Source organism: Flavobacterium sp. (genome assembly GCF_031537875.1).
Lineage (GTDB): Bacteria > Bacteroidota > Bacteroidia > Flavobacteriales > Flavobacteriaceae > Flavobacterium.
Genome location: NZ_JAVKNB010000016.1, coordinates 31429 through 49638, shown reverse-complemented (window position 1 = coordinate 49638; position 18210 = coordinate 31429). Strand labels below are relative to the sequence as shown.

General features: G+C 33.7%; 17 protein-coding genes and 1 other RNA gene. 7 read left to right on the top strand and 11 right to left on the bottom strand.

All coding sequences use genetic code 11. From position 1 onward, the window contains the following. Window positions 1-211: 211 nt before the first annotated feature. Entirely contained in the window at window positions 212-658 is a 447-nt protein-coding gene (locus RMR09_RS10380; RefSeq protein ID WP_310595731.1) for a hypothetical protein, read from the top strand. 207 nt (window positions 659-865) lie between these two features. Here the strand turns inward: RMR09_RS10380 and fsa are convergent, their stop codons facing one another. The 3 genes from fsa to ffs all read right to left on the bottom strand — a co-directional run bounded on the left by fsa (window position 866) and on the right by ffs (window position 2650). Next, complete coding sequence (gene fsa, locus RMR09_RS10375) at window positions 866-1522, bottom strand: fructose-6-phosphate aldolase (protein ID WP_229324636.1); 657 nt, start codon at window positions 1520-1522, stop codon at window positions 866-868. Window positions 1523-1644: 122 nt separating this feature from the next. Continuing rightward, on the bottom strand, window positions 1645-2448 hold the full coding sequence (locus RMR09_RS10370; RefSeq protein WP_310595730.1) for an SDR family oxidoreductase: 804 nt from the start codon (window positions 2446-2448) through the stop codon (window positions 1645-1647). A gap of 104 nt (window positions 2449-2552) precedes the next feature. Beyond that, window positions 2553-2650, bottom strand: an RNA gene (gene ffs / locus RMR09_RS10365) — signal recognition particle sRNA small type. An 88-nt stretch (window positions 2651-2738) separates the two neighbouring features. Here ffs and RMR09_RS10360 point away from each other — a divergent pair. Further along, a complete protein-coding gene (locus tag RMR09_RS10360; RefSeq protein ID WP_310595729.1) occupies window positions 2739-3788 on the top strand; it encodes a glutaminyl-peptide cyclotransferase in 1050 nt (349 codons plus the stop codon). A 60-nt stretch (window positions 3789-3848) separates the two neighbouring features. Here RMR09_RS10360 and RMR09_RS10355 read toward each other — a convergent pair whose 3' ends face one another. After that, a complete protein-coding gene (locus tag RMR09_RS10355) occupies window positions 3849-4724 on the bottom strand; it encodes a hypothetical protein (RefSeq protein WP_310595728.1) in 876 nt (291 codons plus the stop codon). A gap of 104 nt (window positions 4725-4828) precedes the next feature. On the opposite strand from RMR09_RS10355, the gene RMR09_RS10350 reads away from it, so the two are divergent. From RMR09_RS10350 to RMR09_RS10335, 4 genes are all read left to right on the top strand, one after another. Beyond that, entirely contained in the window at window positions 4829-5893 is a 1065-nt protein-coding gene (locus RMR09_RS10350; protein ID WP_310595727.1) for a formimidoylglutamase, read from the top strand. A gap of 71 nt (window positions 5894-5964) precedes the next feature. Beyond that, window positions 5965-7215 carry a DEAD/DEAH box helicase gene (locus RMR09_RS10345; RefSeq protein WP_310595726.1) on the top strand — a complete coding sequence of 417 codons (1251 nt, stop codon included), beginning with the start codon at window positions 5965-5967 and terminating at the stop codon, window positions 7213-7215. A gap of 134 nt (window positions 7216-7349) precedes the next feature. Further along, the gene (locus tag RMR09_RS10340) at window positions 7350-7808 is read left to right on the top strand and encodes an Hsp20/alpha crystallin family protein (protein ID WP_310595725.1); all 459 of its coding nucleotides are present in this window, start codon (window positions 7350-7352) and stop codon (window positions 7806-7808) included. 108 nt (window positions 7809-7916) lie between these two features. Then, the gene (locus tag RMR09_RS10335) at window positions 7917-8096 is read left to right on the top strand and encodes a hypothetical protein (RefSeq protein WP_310595724.1); all 180 of its coding nucleotides are present in this window, start codon (window positions 7917-7919) and stop codon (window positions 8094-8096) included. 63 nt (window positions 8097-8159) lie between these two features. On the opposite strand, the gene RMR09_RS10330 is transcribed toward RMR09_RS10335, so the two are convergent. After that, on the bottom strand, window positions 8160-9425 hold the full coding sequence (locus RMR09_RS10330; RefSeq protein ID WP_310595723.1) for a cation:dicarboxylate symporter family transporter: 1266 nt from the start codon (window positions 9423-9425) through the stop codon (window positions 8160-8162). Window positions 9426-9523: 98 nt separating this feature from the next. Next, entirely contained in the window at window positions 9524-10588 is a 1065-nt protein-coding gene (gene aroC / locus RMR09_RS10325) for a chorismate synthase (protein ID WP_310595722.1), read from the bottom strand. Window positions 10589-10777: 189 nt separating this feature from the next. On the opposite strand from aroC, the gene RMR09_RS10320 reads away from it, so the two are divergent. Then, window positions 10778-11251: a hypothetical protein gene (locus tag RMR09_RS10320; protein ID WP_310595721.1), complete on the top strand. Its 474-nt coding sequence runs from the start codon at window positions 10778-10780 to the stop codon at window positions 11249-11251. 44 nt (window positions 11252-11295) lie between these two features. Here RMR09_RS10320 and bshA read toward each other — a convergent pair whose 3' ends face one another. The 5 genes from bshA to RMR09_RS10295 form a co-directional block, all read right to left on the bottom strand. Further along, on the bottom strand, window positions 11296-12429 hold the full coding sequence (gene bshA, locus RMR09_RS10315) for an N-acetyl-alpha-D-glucosaminyl L-malate synthase BshA (RefSeq protein WP_310595720.1): 1134 nt from the start codon (window positions 12427-12429) through the stop codon (window positions 11296-11298). A gap of 69 nt (window positions 12430-12498) precedes the next feature. Beyond that, a complete protein-coding gene (locus RMR09_RS10310; protein WP_310595719.1) occupies window positions 12499-15510 on the bottom strand; it encodes a glycoside hydrolase family 3 N-terminal domain-containing protein in 3012 nt (1003 codons plus the stop codon). Window positions 15511-15523: 13 nt separating this feature from the next. Further along, window positions 15524-16006: an ABC transporter ATPase gene (locus RMR09_RS10305; RefSeq protein ID WP_310595718.1), complete on the bottom strand. Its 483-nt coding sequence runs from the start codon at window positions 16004-16006 to the stop codon at window positions 15524-15526. 34 nt (window positions 16007-16040) lie between these two features. Continuing rightward, on the bottom strand, window positions 16041-16832 hold the full coding sequence (locus RMR09_RS10300; RefSeq protein WP_310595717.1) for a (Fe-S)-binding protein: 792 nt from the start codon (window positions 16830-16832) through the stop codon (window positions 16041-16043). 48 nt (window positions 16833-16880) lie between these two features. Beyond that, entirely contained in the window at window positions 16881-18206 is a 1326-nt protein-coding gene (locus tag RMR09_RS10295; RefSeq protein WP_310595716.1) for a (Fe-S)-binding protein, read from the bottom strand. Window positions 18207-18210 lie beyond the last annotated feature (4 nt).

Genomic DNA, 18210 nt, shown 5'->3' with positions numbered 1-18210 from the left:
GGAATCGCCTTAAATAGTTTTACATTACAGATTACATAAATTTAATGCAAACGTCGACAACTGTTTGTTTAACAACCTCTATTGGTAGTTTAAAATTAAAAAAATACGCAACTATAGTTAAGCATAGCTATGGAAATTAGGTTAGCTATGCTCAACAAAAGAGCAAAAAACTGAGCATATAAAAGAGTTCGCAGTAATAGTCAAAAAAAAAATGAGCAAACAAAAGATATTTTGTAGAGGAAATGTTATTTTAACTAATCTTTCAAATGGCTATTTTGGAATTGCTGTTGTTTTATCAGAACGAGAAAAAACTTCTGAATTTCTTGCTCAATGTCATATTGCTATAACTCCATTATTATCAGAAAAAGAAATTAAATTTGAAGACATTGATTTGAAATATTTAAAACCATTTTATAAAACAGTAAATTATAATCTAAAAAATATACCCGAATTCTCAACACAAGAATTAACAATAGGTGTTTACAATCGAAGAAATAAAATGAACTTAAAAATCATAGGTAATATTGATCCAAATTTAGTTTATGACGGACCATTACCGTTCGATCCATTTTATAATTTAGAAATAAAGTGGCCAATTTATGGTGATTTTGAAGAATCGTCCGCAAATGTAGCATTACAAAAGTTAAATACGGAATGAACTACTAATGCTAACAGCGGTTTCAAGAAATGGCGTGGCACGTGATTTATTTGAAATAAAAAAAGATTTTAATTAAAAATTTAGCCTTTTTTATAAAGGCTTGGTCTTGGTTCATCACCACTTCTTGAAGCCGCGGAACGTTAAACTCCAAAACCAAAAAAATCCCATCAATGATGGGATTTTTTAATTTAAACCAATTTTTGGTTTTTACTTATTTCCTTTTTCGAAATCAGCCACAAACTGTGCTAATCCAATATCAGTTAAAGGATGTTTCAACAATCCGTAAATGGCTGAAAGCGGTCCAGTCATAACATCAGCACCAATTTTAGCACAATTCATAATATGCATAGTGTGACGTACAGAAGCTGCTAATATTTGAGTTTCAAATCCGTAGTTATCATAAATCAAACGGATTTCTTCAATAAGCGCTAAACCATCTGTAGAAACATCGTCCAAACGACCAATAAACGGTGAAACATAAGTAGCTCCAGCTTTAGCTGCTAACAACGCTTGTCCTGCAGAAAATACTAAAGTAACATTCGTTCTAATCCCTTTGTCCGAAAAGTATTTAGCCGCCATTACACCTTCTTTGGTCATTGGTAATTTTACCACAATTTGCTCATGTAAGTCCGCTAGCTCCTCACCTTCTTTCACCATGCCTTCAAAGTCCAAAGCATTCACTTCGGCACTTACATCACCATCCACTAAGTTACAAATGTCAACATAATGTTTTAAGATGTTGTTTTTTCCTGTGATGCCTTCTTTGGCCATTAATGAAGGATTCGTAGTTACTCCATCCAAAACACCTAAAGCTTGGGCTTCTTTAATCTGAGCTAAATTAGCTGTGTCAATAAAAAATTTCATGTTTATTTATTTTATTTTGTTCAATTAATTGGGCGTGACCCAAAGGGTCGGGCTTTACGTTACAATCTTTTTCTTTAAAAAAGGATTTTCACTTCAATCCCTCACGCAAATGCAGTGCAAAATTACAACTTATAATGATTCATCAACATTTTTTCATATACTTTATCTGGGAGTATTCTTTTTAAAACAATCGAAAACTTTTGCATAAATACGCCGACTTTATAATGAATTTTGGGATTTGGATTTTGAATAATTTGATAGACTGCTTCCGCCATTTCATTCGGATTACTACCACTATCAACATGCTCATCCATTGTTTTTAAAACAGTCCCATACACCTTTTCGTAAGCCGAACCTTGAATCACAGGAGCATGAAAACGACCTGCCGCAATATTTGTAGTAAAATCACCTGGAGCTACATTCGTAATTTGAATCCCAAAAGGCTTCACTTCCATTCGTAACGATTCGGTAATTAATTCCAAAGCTCCTTTAGAGGCCGAATACACACTTCGATAGGGCAATCCCATATAGCCTGCAATAGAAGTAATATTAATAATTAATCCTGATTGTTGAGAACGCATTTGAGGTAAAACTGCTTTCATCACTTCGATAGGACCAAAAAAATTAGTCTCAAAATTATTCTTAATCTCTTGCATTGGGATTTCCTCTAAAGGGCCTGTAATTCCAACACCTGCATTATTAATAACTATATCCAATCGTCCTGCTTCTAAAATAATTTGAGAAACTGCCGTTTGAATTGAATTAGCATCTCGAACATCTAAAGCAACTAATGGGAAAACCGAATTTGAAATTGAGTCAGGATTTCGGCTAGTGCCATACACAGTAAATCCTTTTCGAGATAAAAACTCTCCAATAGATTTTCCTATTCCCGAAGAACCTCCAGTTATTAAAACTACTTTACTCATACTACGATTTATTATTTTTAATTGCTTTGAGCTATAAAAATACTCAAAAAAGAAATTAGGAATAGCCCTAAACAAAAAAATCTTCCTAATGGAAGATTCATAAAAAATGGCAAGCGACCTACATCGCACCGCTCAACCGCTTACCCTTGCTATGTTCCCATCCTGGGGGAGTCTGCAGGAGCTGGTCGTGTAGGACTTGCCGATGCAAATATACAACCTTTTTATATTTTTACAAGTGCATTGCTACTAATAAAATAAGGTTGTATATTCGAGGATTCAAATTTTAAACCATGAAAAAATATAACTTCTTATTTATCATTTTATTAGGCACAATTTTATCCAATTGTGGCGGAGCAAAAAAAGAAAATAACAGCCTATTTACTTTTGACACCGCTCATTTTAAAGAACAATACCAACCCCAAGAATCAATTGAATTGAATCTATTAAATCCAAATTCAAAAGAAGTCGATAGTGTCGTTTATTTTGTCAACGATGCTAAAATTAGTAGCGCTAAGGGATTAGGGAAAATTTCTTTTGAACTTAAAAATCAAAAATTAGGGTATCAAAATCTTAAGGCTATCATATATTATGAAGGAGAAAATACCGAAGCTACTGACCGAGTAGAATTGGTTTCCAATGTAGAGCCTAAATTATTAAAGTATACTGTTGTGAATACATTTGCACATGATACTGCCTCATTCACCGAAGGTTTAGAATTTCATAATGATACTCTCTTTGAAAGCACTGGTCAAAAAGGAAATTCCTATTTTAGAAAATACGATTATAAAACAGGAAAAGTCTACAAACAAACTAATCTTGATGCAAAGTACTTTGGTGAAGGTATCACCTTCGTTAACAACAAATTATACCAACTAACTTGGCAAGAAAAAACGGGTTTTGTTTACAATGCTACTACTTTAAAATTAGAAAAAACTTTTACCTATAAGAAAGATATTGAAGGCTGGGGAATGACCAATGACGGGAAATATATCTATCAAACAGATGGAACTGAGAAAATTTGGAAAATGGATCCTGCTACTTTAGAAATGATTGATTACATCAATGTATATTCTGGAAATGCTAAAATAAAATCAATCAATGAATTAGAATGGATTAATGGTCAAATTTATTCTAATGTTTGGCAAAAAGATGCAATTGCAGTTGTAAACCCTACAAACGGATCTGTGAAAGGAGTTTTGGATATGTCAGGCTTACGGAAATTCATCAAAAACCCAACGGCTGAAGTTCTTAACGGAATTGCTTATAACCCTAAAACTAAAACGATATTCGTTACTGGAAAAAATTGGGATAAACTATTCGAAATCAAGGTTTCAGAATAAATAAAATCAATAAAAAAAGGGAGCAAATTGCTCCCTTTTTTTATGTAAAAACATTTTTTATTATCTCAAAGAAAAACTAGTTTTAGAAACTAATTCAGCTTTGTCAAAAACATTAACAGTATAAGTTCCTTTAGCAAAATCTTTTCCTGGCAAGTCTTGAGAAATATCAATTGTTTTGTTTTCATATTTCACATTAGTTGTAAAACTATATGTCAATGATTTAACTCCAAAAGATTCGGTTTTTTTATCTCCTAGAACATTATTATTAGCATCAATAACTTGAACATAGTATAATTTGTCCCCTGATTTAGCAATTTTATTTTCTGCAATTGTAAAACTAACTTTAAGAACATCTGCTCTACTCGCTTTTTCAGTTTCAATTTGTCTTCCTGAACTTCTTACTTTAAAAGCAGCTCCTTTTGTATTTAAAACTGTCAAAACCGACCCTTTTTCTACTGTTTTAGCTAAGTCTGTGTTTTGTGTAGTCAAAACTTCATTCGCTTTTTTAGATTCTACTAAAACAACTCTAGTACTATCACGTTGTGTAGTCAAAGTAACATTTTGTTTTTTCAAGTTGTCATTCTCAGCAATCAAAACTTTCATATTGCTTTGCAGTGTAGTCAATTGCGTTTTGAATTTAGAAACATCTCCGTTAGATTTTTTCAAATCTTCCATTAATGCCACTACTTTATCTCTTTCTTTAATCAACTCTTCAGACATGGTTGTGTTTTCTGCAATAGCCGCATCATAAGTTGCTTTTAATTCTTGCAAATCTTTCATTACTGATTCTTTCTCAGTCAATGTAGTTTTCAATTCTGTTCTTACAATTTCAGCATCGGTAGACATTTTAAAAATATAACCTAAACTTCCCAAAAGCAATAATAGTAATACAACTACAACTGCTTTCAAATTTGAATTGCTTTTTTGATTTTCCATTTTAATTTATAGTTTAATAGTTTTTACAAAAATAATAATATATCCATAGGACACAACGAATTTTAAGACAATTATAGTATTTTTGGTCAAAAATATTTTTTATCATGGATAAACTAATTCCTTTTACACTAACCGATCTTGGCAAAATTACGAACCATAGAAATGGGGAAATAAAATTTGGCGAAAAAATGATCACTGTACCGAAAGGAATTGACCCGCTAAAATTTCTTGCAACCTGCGAAGCTAAATATGTCTTATTGGGTATACCAGAAGATATTGGTATTAGAGCCAATTACGGAAGACCCGGAGCTGCATCTGCTTGGAATAGCGCTGTTAAAAGTATTGCTAACATTCAACACAATCAGTTTTGCAAAGGAAGTCAAATCGTAATTTTAGGCCAACTTGATGTTACCAATGAAATGGCAGAAGTAGCACATTTAGATTTTAACGATATTGATGATCGTTCTAAATTAAGTCAATTAGTTGAACAAATTGACAAAGAAGTCTCTCATATCATTTTCAATATTGTTAAGTTGGGGAAATTTCCAATTATCATTGGAGGTGGACATAATAATGCCTACGGAAATATAAAAGGAACGGCTCTTGCCAAGGGAAAACCAATCAATGCAATCAATTTTGATGCTCATTCTGATTTTAGAATTTTAGAAGGTCGTCACAGCGGCAACGCCTTTTCGTATGCCTACGAAGAAGGATTTTTGAAAAAATATTTCATTTTTGGCTTACACGAAAACTACACTTCTAAAAGTGTATTAAGTACACTCAAAAAGATTGAAGATCGTGTACGCTATGTGACATATGATAGCATCAATATTAGAAAAGAAAAAGAATTTGAGCAAGAAATGATTCAAGCTTTAGACTTTATCAATCAGGAATCGTTTGGCGTTGAAATTGATCTTGGAGCAATTCCAAATATTGCTAGTAGTACCATGACGCTTACCGGTTTTTCAGTAGAAGAACTACGACGTTTTGTTTCTTTCTTTGGAAAATTCCAAAATGCGACCTACTTACATCTTTGCGAAGGCGCGCCGGATTTAGGTGAAGAAAAGAACGATCATTTGATTGGAAAAATCATTGGACACCTTATCACCGATTTCATAAAATCGAATAATCAAAATGAAAATCAGCAATCCCAAGTTGAGCTAAAATAATACATCAAAAATAATAACACTATCTTTGCCAAGTATTGCTGTACTATTACAGCATATTTAATATCAAAAATATGTTATTCGAAGATTTATCACTTTCAAAAAGTATCCAAAAAGCCGTCTATGAAGAAGGCTATACGCAACCCACCCCTATTCAAGAACAATCCATTCCATTAGTTTTAGCAGGAAGAGATGTAATTGGATGTGCACAAACAGGAACCGGAAAAACGGCAGCATTTGCCATCCCAATAATTCATCAACTACACCGAATTGTAGGTTCTTCTAAAAAAGCCAAGCAAATTAGAGCATTGATTGTTACTCCAACACGTGAGTTAGCCGTTCAAATTGGGCAAAATTTTGACACTTATGCTAAATATACTAACCTAACTCAAATCACTCTTTTTGGTGGCGTTTCTCAAATTCCACAAGTAGATACCTTGAAAAAAGGAGTTGATGTAGTCATTGCTACACCTGGTCGTTTATTAGATTTACATAAACAAGGGTTTATTGATTTAGACCACTTACATACCTTAGTCCTTGACGAAGCCGATCAAATGTTGGATATGGGATTCATCAATGATGTCAAGAAAATTGTTAAGCTTACGCCTAAAAACAGACAAACTTTATTATTCTCAGCCACTATGCCAATAGCGATTAGAGAATTAGCCGAAATGTTTTTAAAAGACCCTGCTAAAGTGGAAGTATCTCCCGTTTCTTCTACTGCTGAAAAAGTAGAGCAACGCATCTATTTTGTTGAAAAAACGGAAAAAAGAAATTTACTATACCATTTGATCAAAAATGAAAATTTATCGGATGTATTAGTTTTTTCAAGAACGAAACACGGGGCTGATAATGTGGTGAAAGCATTGCGTAAAAACAATATTGCAGCTGAAGCAATTCATGGAGACAAATCACAAAATGCAAGACAACGTGTTTTAGAAGCATTCAAAAATAAAGAAGTTGGTGTACTTGTAGCGACCGATATTGCAGCTCGAGGTATTGATATCGATCAATTACCATTTGTTATCAATTTTGACTTACCTAATATTCCAGAAACATACGTCCACCGAATTGGTCGAACAGGTCGTGCAGGTAATGGCGGAATTGCTATTTCATTTTGTAGTAAAGACGAACATCCGTATTGGAAAGACATTCAAAAGTTGATTAAGGTGGATGTAAAAACCATTTCAGATCATCCCTACCCTTGGCACGCTGGAAGTCCAGATGCAATTGCTGAGCAACCAAAAAATTCTAATCGAAGTGGTGGCGCTCATAAATCAAGAAAATCAAGCGCATCAAAACAAAACAAAAAACGTTGGTATTAATACCAACGTTTTTTGTTTACACTTTGTCGATAATAAACTAATTTACAACGTTTTATATGTTAAATATAATTCCATGAATTAATTACTTAATTAAGTTTGTTACTCTTAATCACAAACAATTAAATTTTAATAGTATGGAAACTTTAGTAAAAAGAAACAGTTTGTTGCCGCTAATCCCAACAACCAATCTAATCGATGATTTATTTTCAAGAGATATTTTCGATTGGACAGACAGAAATTTTTCATCCATTGGTAGTAATTTACCCTCTGTAAACTTAAAAGAAACAGATACTAAATTGCAAGTCGAACTAGCGGCTCCTGGAATGAAAAAAGAAGATTTCAAAGTAGAAATCGATAACAACACCCTTCTTATCTCTTCTGAAAAAGAAGAAGAAAAAGAAGAAACTAGAAAAAAAGACAATTACATTCGAAAAGAATTTAATTACCAGTCGTTTTTCAGATCCTTTGCTTTACCAGATTCTATTGACGAAAATAAAATTCAGGCCAATTATAAAGACGGTATTCTTCATGTTGAAATTGCAAAAAAAGAAGGTAGTAAAAAGAAAACTGCCAAAACTATTGCAATTCAATAAAATAGTGCAAGTAAAAATACTACTAGTTTTTATTTGTATTAGAATCGTTGCGTCTTTGAACCCCTTAGACGTAACGATTCACTTTAATAAAACTTAACAAAAACGATTATGAACACTACTCGATACCTTTTAAAAAAAGCAAAATTGATGAATGCTGATAAACAAAAGAACTCTAAAAAATCATCGGTTTTAAAAACTACTACTAAGCATAATAGTGACCCTATGAAAGAAACATATGCTTTGCTATCCCAACTGTATTTACAAGAAAATGACCCTTTGTTTATCTAAAAATGAAGGTGTAAAAAAACAGAAGTTTTTTACTTCTGTTTTTATTTTATAAAGCTATACAAATTATTCAGTAACTTCAGATTCAGATTCCCATTGCCCTACTACAGAAGTTGCAAGCGCATTTCCTAAAACATTGGTTGCTGTTCGAAACATATCACAAAAATGATCGATTGGTAAAATCAAAGCAATACCTTCAACAGGAATTTTAAACATTCCACAAGTAGCTGCAACAACAACTAAACTTGCTCTTGGTACTCCTGCAATTCCTTTACTTGTAAGCATCAAAACTAAAAGCATTGTCATTTGTGTTCCTAAATCTAAATGAACTCCGTAAGCTTGCGCAATGAATATACTGGCAAAAGTCATGTACATCATACTACCGTCTAGATTAAACGAATATCCTAAAGGCAGCATAAACGAAACTATTTTATCTTTTACCCCAAAACGCTCTAATTCTTCTGTTAATTTTGGAAAAACAGCTTCACTGCTTGTTGTACCAAAAGCAACAATCAACGGACTCACAATTCTTTTTAATAAAGTTGACATTCTTGACTTCAAGAAAATATAACCCACTACAATCAAAACAGTCCATAGTGATGAAATTCCAATTAAAAAAGAACCGAAGAATTTAAAATAGGTAATAGCCAACTCTTGAAAATCTCTTACTGCAAAAACTCCTGCAATAGCCCCAAAAACACCTATTGGAGCAAATTTCATCACATAATTTACCATTTTTAAAACGATATGCGATGTTTTATCTAAAGCATTGATTACAGGTTTTACTGTCTCGCCAATAGCTGCGGCGGCTAAGCCAAAGAAAATAGAAAAAATAACAATTTGTAAAATCTCATTAGTTGCCATAGCCTCAAAAACACTTTTGGGAACAATATGCTCAATGAAATTTTCAAAAGATAAGGTTTGTGTTTTAGCCGTAACCTCTGAAGCCGTTGTCAAATCAATATTAGATAAGTTCAACCCAACTCCTGGTTCTAAAATATTAACAAAAAACATTCCTAATAATAGCGAAATGAAAGATGCTGTAAAAAACCAACCTAACGCTTTTCCTCCAATTCTACCTACAGCTTTAATATCTCCTAATTTAGCAATCCCCACAACTAATGTTGTAAAGACTAATGGAGAAATAATCATTTGTACTAAACGAATAAAGACGGTGGCTAACATTTTTATCTTAGAACTAAATGATTGCGCAATTTCATCAGTACAATTAGTATGAATGACAATTCCTAAAACGGCTCCTAAAATCATAGCCGTAAGAATTTGTCCTGTTAGACCTGAAAAAAAAGAAGGTTTATTGGTATTCTTTTCCATTTTATAGTAGGTTTATGGTTAGCCCTGATGGCAGCGACATCCTGTTGCGGCGGGGTTCGCCGGAACAGATATAGCGTACAGCAGGAAATAGCTCCTGATTATTTAGTGTATGTTTTATTTATCAAATGAAAATCAGCTAAAACAATAGCTGCCATTGCTTCTACGATAGGAACTGCACGAGGAACCACACAAGGATCATGACGTCCTTTGCCTGTCATTTCAACAATATTTCCTTTATTGTCTAATGCCTCTTGTTTTTGCATGATCGTAGCAACTGGTTTGAATGCTACTCGGAAATAAATATCCATTCCGTTGCTAATTCCACCTTGAATTCCACCAGAAAGATTGGTTTTGGTTGTTCCATCTGCAAAATACAAATCATTGTGGTCGCTTCCTTTCATCTCGGCGCCACAAAAACCACTACCAAATTCAAATCCCTTAACTGCATTGATAGATAGCATTGCTTTTCCTAATTCAGCATGTAATTTATCAAAAACGGGTTCGCCTAATCCCACAGGTACATTTTGAATTACGCAAGTAACCACACCTCCAACGGTATCTCCTTGCTTGCGAATTTCACGAATGTATTCTTCCATTAGAGCTGCCGATTTTTCGTCTGGGCAACGAACTGGATTACTTTCAATTTTAGAAAAATCTAAATCTTGGTACTTTTTATCTAAGTGAATATGTCCTACAGAAGATACGTAGGCATTAATTTTAATTGCTGGCAACATTTGTTTTGCAATAGCTCCCGCTACTACTCTACTTGCTGTTTCACGCGCTGAACTTCTACCTCCACCACGATAATCTCTAAAGCCATATTTTTGATCGTATACATAGTCGGCGTGACTTGGTCTGTAATTATCTTTAATATGCGAATAATCGTCTGATTTTTGATTGGTATTGGGAATAATAAAACCAATAGGTGTACCCGTTGTTTTACCTTCAAAAATACCTGACAAAAACTGAACATCGTCTGGTTCTTTTCGTTGCGTCACAATAGCGGATTGTCCCGGTTTTCTTCTAGACATTTCAAATTGAATCGCTTCTAAATCTATGCTTACACCAGGAGGACATCCATCAATAATTCCGCCTAATGCTTCTCCATGTGATTCTCCAAAAGTGGTAATTCTAAATAGTGTGCCGTAGCTATTTCCTGCCATTATAATTAGTTTTGAACAAAAGTACCATTTTAGTTTAAAGTTTAAAAATTTAAGGTTTAAAGTTTTTCTTGAGGTAACTAATTAATTTTCTTTTCAGTAACTAAAAAACAATACTTTTAAATAAACAAATCACACAATTTATTCATTTTTGGTGCGTTTTTTGATTAAATTACATAAAAATAAATTACTATGAAAAAATTAATTGTATCAGCGGTAATGCTAATGGGATTAGGGTTTACTGCAAAAGCTCAAGAAATTTCAAAAAATGCATTAGGACTGCGTTTAGGAGACAACAATGGTTTTGGTGCTGAAATTTCATATCAAAAAGGACTATCAGATAACAATCGTTTGGAAGCTGATTTAGGGTGGCGAAACAATCATGATGTGAGTGCCTTCAAATTAACGGGAATTTACCAATGGGTTTGGGAAATTGACAACAACTTCAATTGGTATGCTGGTGCTGGTGCTGGCTTAGGAAGTTGGAGTGCTTCAGGTAGTAATGGTAGTTTTGCTTATATAGCAGGTGATGTAGGGATTGAATACAATTTCAAGGAAGCTCCTATTTTACTTTCTTTAGATTACCGACCTGAATTTGGAGGACATGGTTATTTTGACAATAATTATGGATCTGATATTGCATTAGGAATTAAATACAAGTTCTAGGAAATAAATTTAAAATGCCACTTTTGTAAGTGGCATTTTTTTATTTAAGAATATTTAGCAATTGCTCTACGGTATAAATCTTCGTACAGCGGTAAAATCTTTTTAATATCAAATTTTTGGGCTGTAGCCAAAGCATTTTGCTTAAACTCAGCTAACACATCGTCATTTTTAAGTATTTTCAAGGCATTTTTAGCCATTCCTTTAATGTCTCCTACTTCGCTTAAATAACCCGAAAAACCATCACTATTTACTTCTGGCAATCCTCCTGCGTTACTTGAAATTACCGGAACTCCACAGGCCATAGCTTCTAGTGCAACTAACCCAAAACTTTCCGTTTTTGAAGGCAATAAGAACAAATCCGTTTGGCATAAAATTTTATCAATTTCGTTACTGTTCCCAAAGAAAATTACTTTGTCTAAAATACCTAATTCTTGACATAAATACTCTGCTTTTTCTTTTTCTGGACCATCACCTACCATCATTAATTTAGCAGGAATCTCTTTCTGAATAGCATAAAATATTTTAATAATATCTGGAATTCGTTTAACTTTTCTAAAATTACTGATATGAGTAATTATTCGCTCATTCTCGTTTGCCATAACAGAACGCTGACAAGGTGTTTTTTCTTCTTTTTCAATTTGATCCAATTCAATAAAATTAGGAATCACTTGAATTTCATTTTTAATATTGAATAATTTGAGAGTATCGTCTTTCAAACTTTGGGAAACTGAAGTCACAAAATCAGATTTATTGATACTAAAGGTTACAGCTGGTTTGTAAAATGGATGATTCCCTACCAAAGTAATATCAGTACCATGTAAAGTAGTTACCATAGGAATATCAATTCCTTCGTCTTTCAGCATCTGCTTGGCCATATAACCTGCATAGGCATGCGGAATAGCATAATGTACGTGTAAAACTTCTATCTTATACAATTTTACCATATCAACTAATTTGCTTGACAAAGCTAATTCGTAGGGTTGGTAATGAAATAATGGATATTCAGGAACGTTTACTTCGTGATAATGGACATTGGGATTTAAAAGTGCTAAACGAACCGGTTGGCTGTAGGTTATAAAATGAATTTCATGACCACGACGCGCCAATTCAAGACCTAATTCAGTAGCGACAACTCCACTTCCACCAAACGTGGGATAACAAACTATTGCTATTCTCATTGATATAATTTAAGAATACGAATTTACAGAAAATAAGCTGTTAATACTACGAAGAAGTAAATAAATGAACTATTTTATAATAGCCTCTGAAATGACTTTTTGGATATCTTCTCGAATATGTTCTTTTGATAACACATTTACAGGATTTGTAGGGTAGGTTCTATTCGACATAAAGACATAGACAATCTCTGAAACTGGATCAGCCCAAGCCATAATTCCCGTAAAGCCTGTATGACCAAAGCTAGACATCGATACACATCCACAAGTAGGGCCATCGCCTTCTAGTTGTGGTTTATCAAAACCTAACCCTCTTCGGTTGCCTTCTGAACAAAAGTAACAGGTGTTAAAATCATCAAAAGTCTTGGTCGAAAAGTATTGGTGGTTGCCATAATTTCCTTTTTGCAAATACATCTGCATAATTTTAGCAATATCCATTGCGTTAGAGAAAACACCAGCATGTCCTGCAACTCCACCTTCCATAGCTGCAGCCATATCGTGGACATATCCTTGAATTTTTTGATGACGGAAATACGAATCGATTTCAGTCGGTACAATTCGATTTTTATCAATTTTTTGCAAAGGATTATAAAAGGTATTGTTCGCTCCTAATGGCTTGAAAAATTGTTCAGTAGCCAACACATCTAATGATTTCCCAGTAACTCTTTCTAAATAATTACCTAGAATAATGAATGTAAAATCACTGTATTTGTATTCTTTTTTCGTCGACAACTTACTATCTACAATCAACTTCATAATTGTATCATGATAATCATTACGAATAAATAAACTATCTGCAACCTGTTTTGAAAATTGAGCATCAGGCACTTTTCTGTAATATTTAGCTAAAGGTTTTTCTTTTGAATCTAAAGTTGCTTTGTAAAATGGAATCCAAGAAACTAATCCAGCATAATGAGATAACAATTCTTTAAAACGAATGTCTTTTTTGTCTGAAATAGCAAAAATGGGCAACATCGATCCTAAAGTAGTTTCTAAGTTCACTTTTTGTTGGTCGTATTGTTGCATCACATTAGGCAATGTTCCTACAATTTTACTTACTGAAGCCGCATCAAATACAGTCTCATTAGTTACTTTTACATCCGAATCATAGGTGTAATTACCAAATGCTTTTTGGTAAATAACTTTTCCTTTACGAGCAACTAAAACTTGAACTCCAGGAGCCATTTTACCCGTAATTGCTTTTTGTGCTAAAGCATCAATTTTAGTTAATTTATCAGAACTCATCCCCACATTCTCTGGCGCTGTAAATCCTAACCGATTTAGTTTTTCTGTTGAAAGACCATCGTTTACTTTGAAATTATCGTTTATAGAAACTGGTAATTTTCCCTTGGCTTCAATTGCTCCAAAAATCAATTCTGCTCCTACTTGTTGTGCAATATCATTATTTTGATACGATAGAATCAAGCCTTCTATTTCGCTATAATTTGATAATGGCAACAATGAATACGGCTTAGCAAAAACATCCAAAATCACTTTGTTGTTTCGTGCAATTTCTTGAAGCCAAATCAATTCAGTTGAAGTAAAATCATTATTTTTCCAAGGTTTATCTGCTTTATGATACCCTACAATTACCGTAGTGAACTCTTTTAATTTTACATTCAAACTATCAATTGTAGGAGCTGTAACCTCAGTAACCTCAGTGTATTTTTTTAAGGTCGAAAGAAAAGAGGTGTTTATGTCATCTCCTAATTTCACATACGCAATTTTACTATTAGCTAAATCTTTGATAGGCAATATATCTCCTCCGTTCTTTGGAACTGTGGTTGCATTTTCGTACAACTGGTATTGTAACGCTTCATTTTCTGGTGGATTGATATCGCTGATTAGGTTTGGAATCGCGATTGGTCGGTAGCGATTTAAACCTGCTTTAAATTTGTATTTCAAAATCTTTTTGACCGACAGCGATAAGCGCTCTTCTGACAACAAATTATCTTGATACGCTTTTGAAATTGTTGTTACGGCCAAAGGCACATTCTCTGGAAAAAGCAAAATGTCATTTCCAGCTAATAGAGCGTCTAACTCCAATTCTCCGGATTTTCTGTACTTACTAATTCCTTTCATATTCAAAGCATCAGTAAAAATCAACCCATCAAATTCCAATTCTTTTTGAAGCAAATTAGTAACAATGTTGTACGAAATAGACGAAGGATAATTTTGGCGGAATTCCAAACTAGGAACATCTAAATGCCCCACCATTACCGATACTAGACCTTCATCAAACATTCGTTTGTACGGATACAATTCGACTACATCTAAATGTTCTTTAGAAGAAGTTACAGTTGGCAATCCTAAATGTGAATCTATAGCAGTATCGCCATGTCCTGGAAAATGTTTACCCGTTGAAAAAACTCCTTGATTTTGAACTCCTGTCATTAAAGCAATCGCTTTTTCGGTAACATTGACTTTGTTTTCGCCAAAAGAACGGTTGCCAATAATAGGATTTTTAGGATTAGTATTGATATCTAATACCGGTGCAAAGTTAAAATGAACCCCTACTCGCTTGCTTTCCTTACCCATCATTTCCCCAACTCGCTCAATCAATTTTAAATCTTTGATAGCACCCAAGGTCATATTCCAAGGATAACGATAGGTAGAATCTAATCGCATGCTCAATCCCCATTCCGCGTCTATGCCTACAAATAAAGGTATTTTGGATTTAGATTGATACCGATTGGTTAAATTTGCTTGACGCAAAGGTCCTCCTTGAAAAAAGATAACCCCTCCGATTTTTTGGTTTCGAATTAACTTTTCAATAGCATTCGTATGGGTAGTATCTTTATTTGAATAAGCAGCTACCATGAATAATTGGCCTACTTTTTCTTCGAGAGTCATTTGATTATAAATACTATCTACCCAGCGAGTTTCGGTATCTGAATCTTTAAAGAAGTTTTTTCGCTCTGATTTATGTTGGGGGATATACACTTCTTCAAAATCTGAAATTTCTGGTTTTTGAAGCGTAACATTATTGGGATGAGTTAAGAACTTGCTTTTGATAATCCCACAATTGGCTACCAAAAACAACAATGACAAACAAAGTACAATCCTTAACACAAAAGTTTTCATTAACTATTTCTTTTTAGAAAAAACGGCTGTGCCAACTATCAGCAGCAGCTACTTCCCATGATTCATTATATTCTTGAATCGTATTAATCAAATTATTGAAAACTATGGTGTTTTCTGTAACGGCTTTGTCTTTGACCATTTTTTTAAAATCAATCAAAGGTTTATGGGCAATATGCTCCCCTAATTTAAAGGTCACATTCATTTTGTCTAACAAGTCAACACTGTATTTTCTTTCTAAACTTTGAATAAATTCAACCGAAGCATCGATAGAACAACCTGTTGCATTTTGCACTTCTTGATTAACCGCCAAAATAATAAAACGATTGTATTTCAATTGATACGAAGATTCCAAACTAGTTCCGTGTGCTGCCCAGTTTTCTAGAAAAGCTTTTAATGCCGTTTCTATTTCCATCATTTCTTCATCAGAAAATTTTCTATTGGATTGGTAAATCCAGATTCGTGATTCTTCAGGTAAACTTTCAAAAGGAACGTACATGTTTTTTATGGTATAAGGTTAATTGTAAAATGGTTTACAAGTCTTGAGCATTCGCAATAAGTTCAGCGATATCTAATACTTTTACATCGCTTTCTTTTTCTTTATTTTTTATTCCATCCGTCAACATCGTATTGCAAAACGGACATCCCGCTGCAATAATATCCGGTTGTGTTTCTAAAGCATCTTCCGTTCTTTCGATATTGATTTCTTTAGAACCTGCTTCAGCATCCTTAAACATCTGTGCTCCACCCGCTCCACAACATAATCCGTTGGCTTTAGAGCGTTTCATTTCAACTAATTCTACATCTAATTTCTGAATTAGGTCTCTTGGCGCTTCATAAATTTTATTGGCACGACCTAAATAACAAGGATCGTGGAACGTAATTTTTTTACCTTTAAATTGCCCTCCTTCAATGGTTAATCGACCTTCGTCTAATAACGATTTCAAAAATTCGGTGTGATGAACTACTTCATATTGACCACCCAATTCAGGGTATTCGTTTTTCAAAGTATTGAAACAATGCGGACAAGCAGTAACAATTTTCTTTGCTTCATACGCATTAAGCACTTCAATATTCATCATGGCTTGCATTTGGAACAAAAACTCATTCCCCGCTCTTTTAGCTGGATCTCCTGTACAACTTTCTTCTGTACCTAAAACAGCAAAAGATACATTGGCACGATTTAGAATTCGTACCAACGCTTTTGTGATTTTCTTAGCTCTATCATCAAAACTCCCTGCGCAACCTACCCAAAATAAAACTTCAGGTTGTTTTCCTTGGGCTAGCATTTCGGCCATTGTTGGCACAACTAAATTTTCTGACATGGTTTAGATTTTATAGTGTAAGATACTCTTCTTAAAAGAACAATCCATTTATTCATTTTTCCAGTTCAATCGATCCTGCTGACTATATTGCCAAGGCGCTCCATTATTTTCAATATTGGTCATCATAGCATTCAAAGGCATTGGTGCAGCACTTTGTTCCATCACAAGATAACGTCTCATGTCCATAATAATAGACAACGGATTAATATTTACAGGACATTCTTCTACGCAAGCGTTGCAAGAAGTACAAGCCCAAAGTTCTTCGGGAGTAATATAATCGTTTAATAAAGTCTTATTATCTGGAACAAAAACACCTTTATTAGTGTCTATATTTTTACCTACTTCTTCCAATCGATCTCTAGTATCCATCATAATTTTACGAGGAGATAGTTTCTTTCCTGTTTGATTGGCAGGACAAGAAGAAGTACAACGACCACATTCGGTACAAGTATAGGCATTTAGTAACTGAACCCAATTCAAATCTTGCACGTCACTTGCTCCAAATTTAGATGGAACAGTGGTTTCAGGAGCAGCTGCAAACGGATCGGCATTAGGATCCATCATTAGTTTGACTTCATTGGTAACCGAAGCTAAATTATCAAACTGTCCTTCAGGATTTAAGTTGGCAAAATACGTATTGGGAAATGCTAATATAATGTGCAAATGTTTGGAAAAATAGAGGTAATTCATAAACACCAAAATACCTACTATATGCAACCACCAAAATAGCTCAGAAAGCAACATTACCAATTCATTAGACATTCCATTAAATAGTGGCTCAATAAATTGACTAATTGGAAACGATCCTGCTTTAATGAAATGAGAATAACCTCCAGGAATATTTTGCAAATGCAAATCAGAAGCATTCATCAATAAAAACAAAGTCATCAAAACTACCTCAAAATACAAGATATAATTGGCGTCTTTTTTAGGAGTACCATTCAAATCAGGACTTGTAAAACGTTTTAGTTTGATTATGTTTCTTCTAGTCCAAAAAACGAAAACAGCTACTAAAACAAGAATAGCTAGAATTTCAAAAGATGCGATTAAAACATCATAAGCTACGCCTAATGATGAAAATATACGATGTGTACCAAATAAACCATCAATAATAATCTCTAGTAATTCAATATTGATGATAATGAATCCAACATAGACAATAATATGCAAAGCTCCAGCAATAGGACGTTTAACCATTTTAGATTGACCCAAAGCAATCATAGCCATATTCGACCAGCGTGCTTTGGCATTGTCTTTACGATTAACATCTGTACCTAAATTGATGTTTCTGATTATCTTTTTAACGTTAGAATAAAAATAACCGAATCCCAAAAAGAGAATAATTGCAAATAATATGTTATCCAAGTAGCTCATAAAT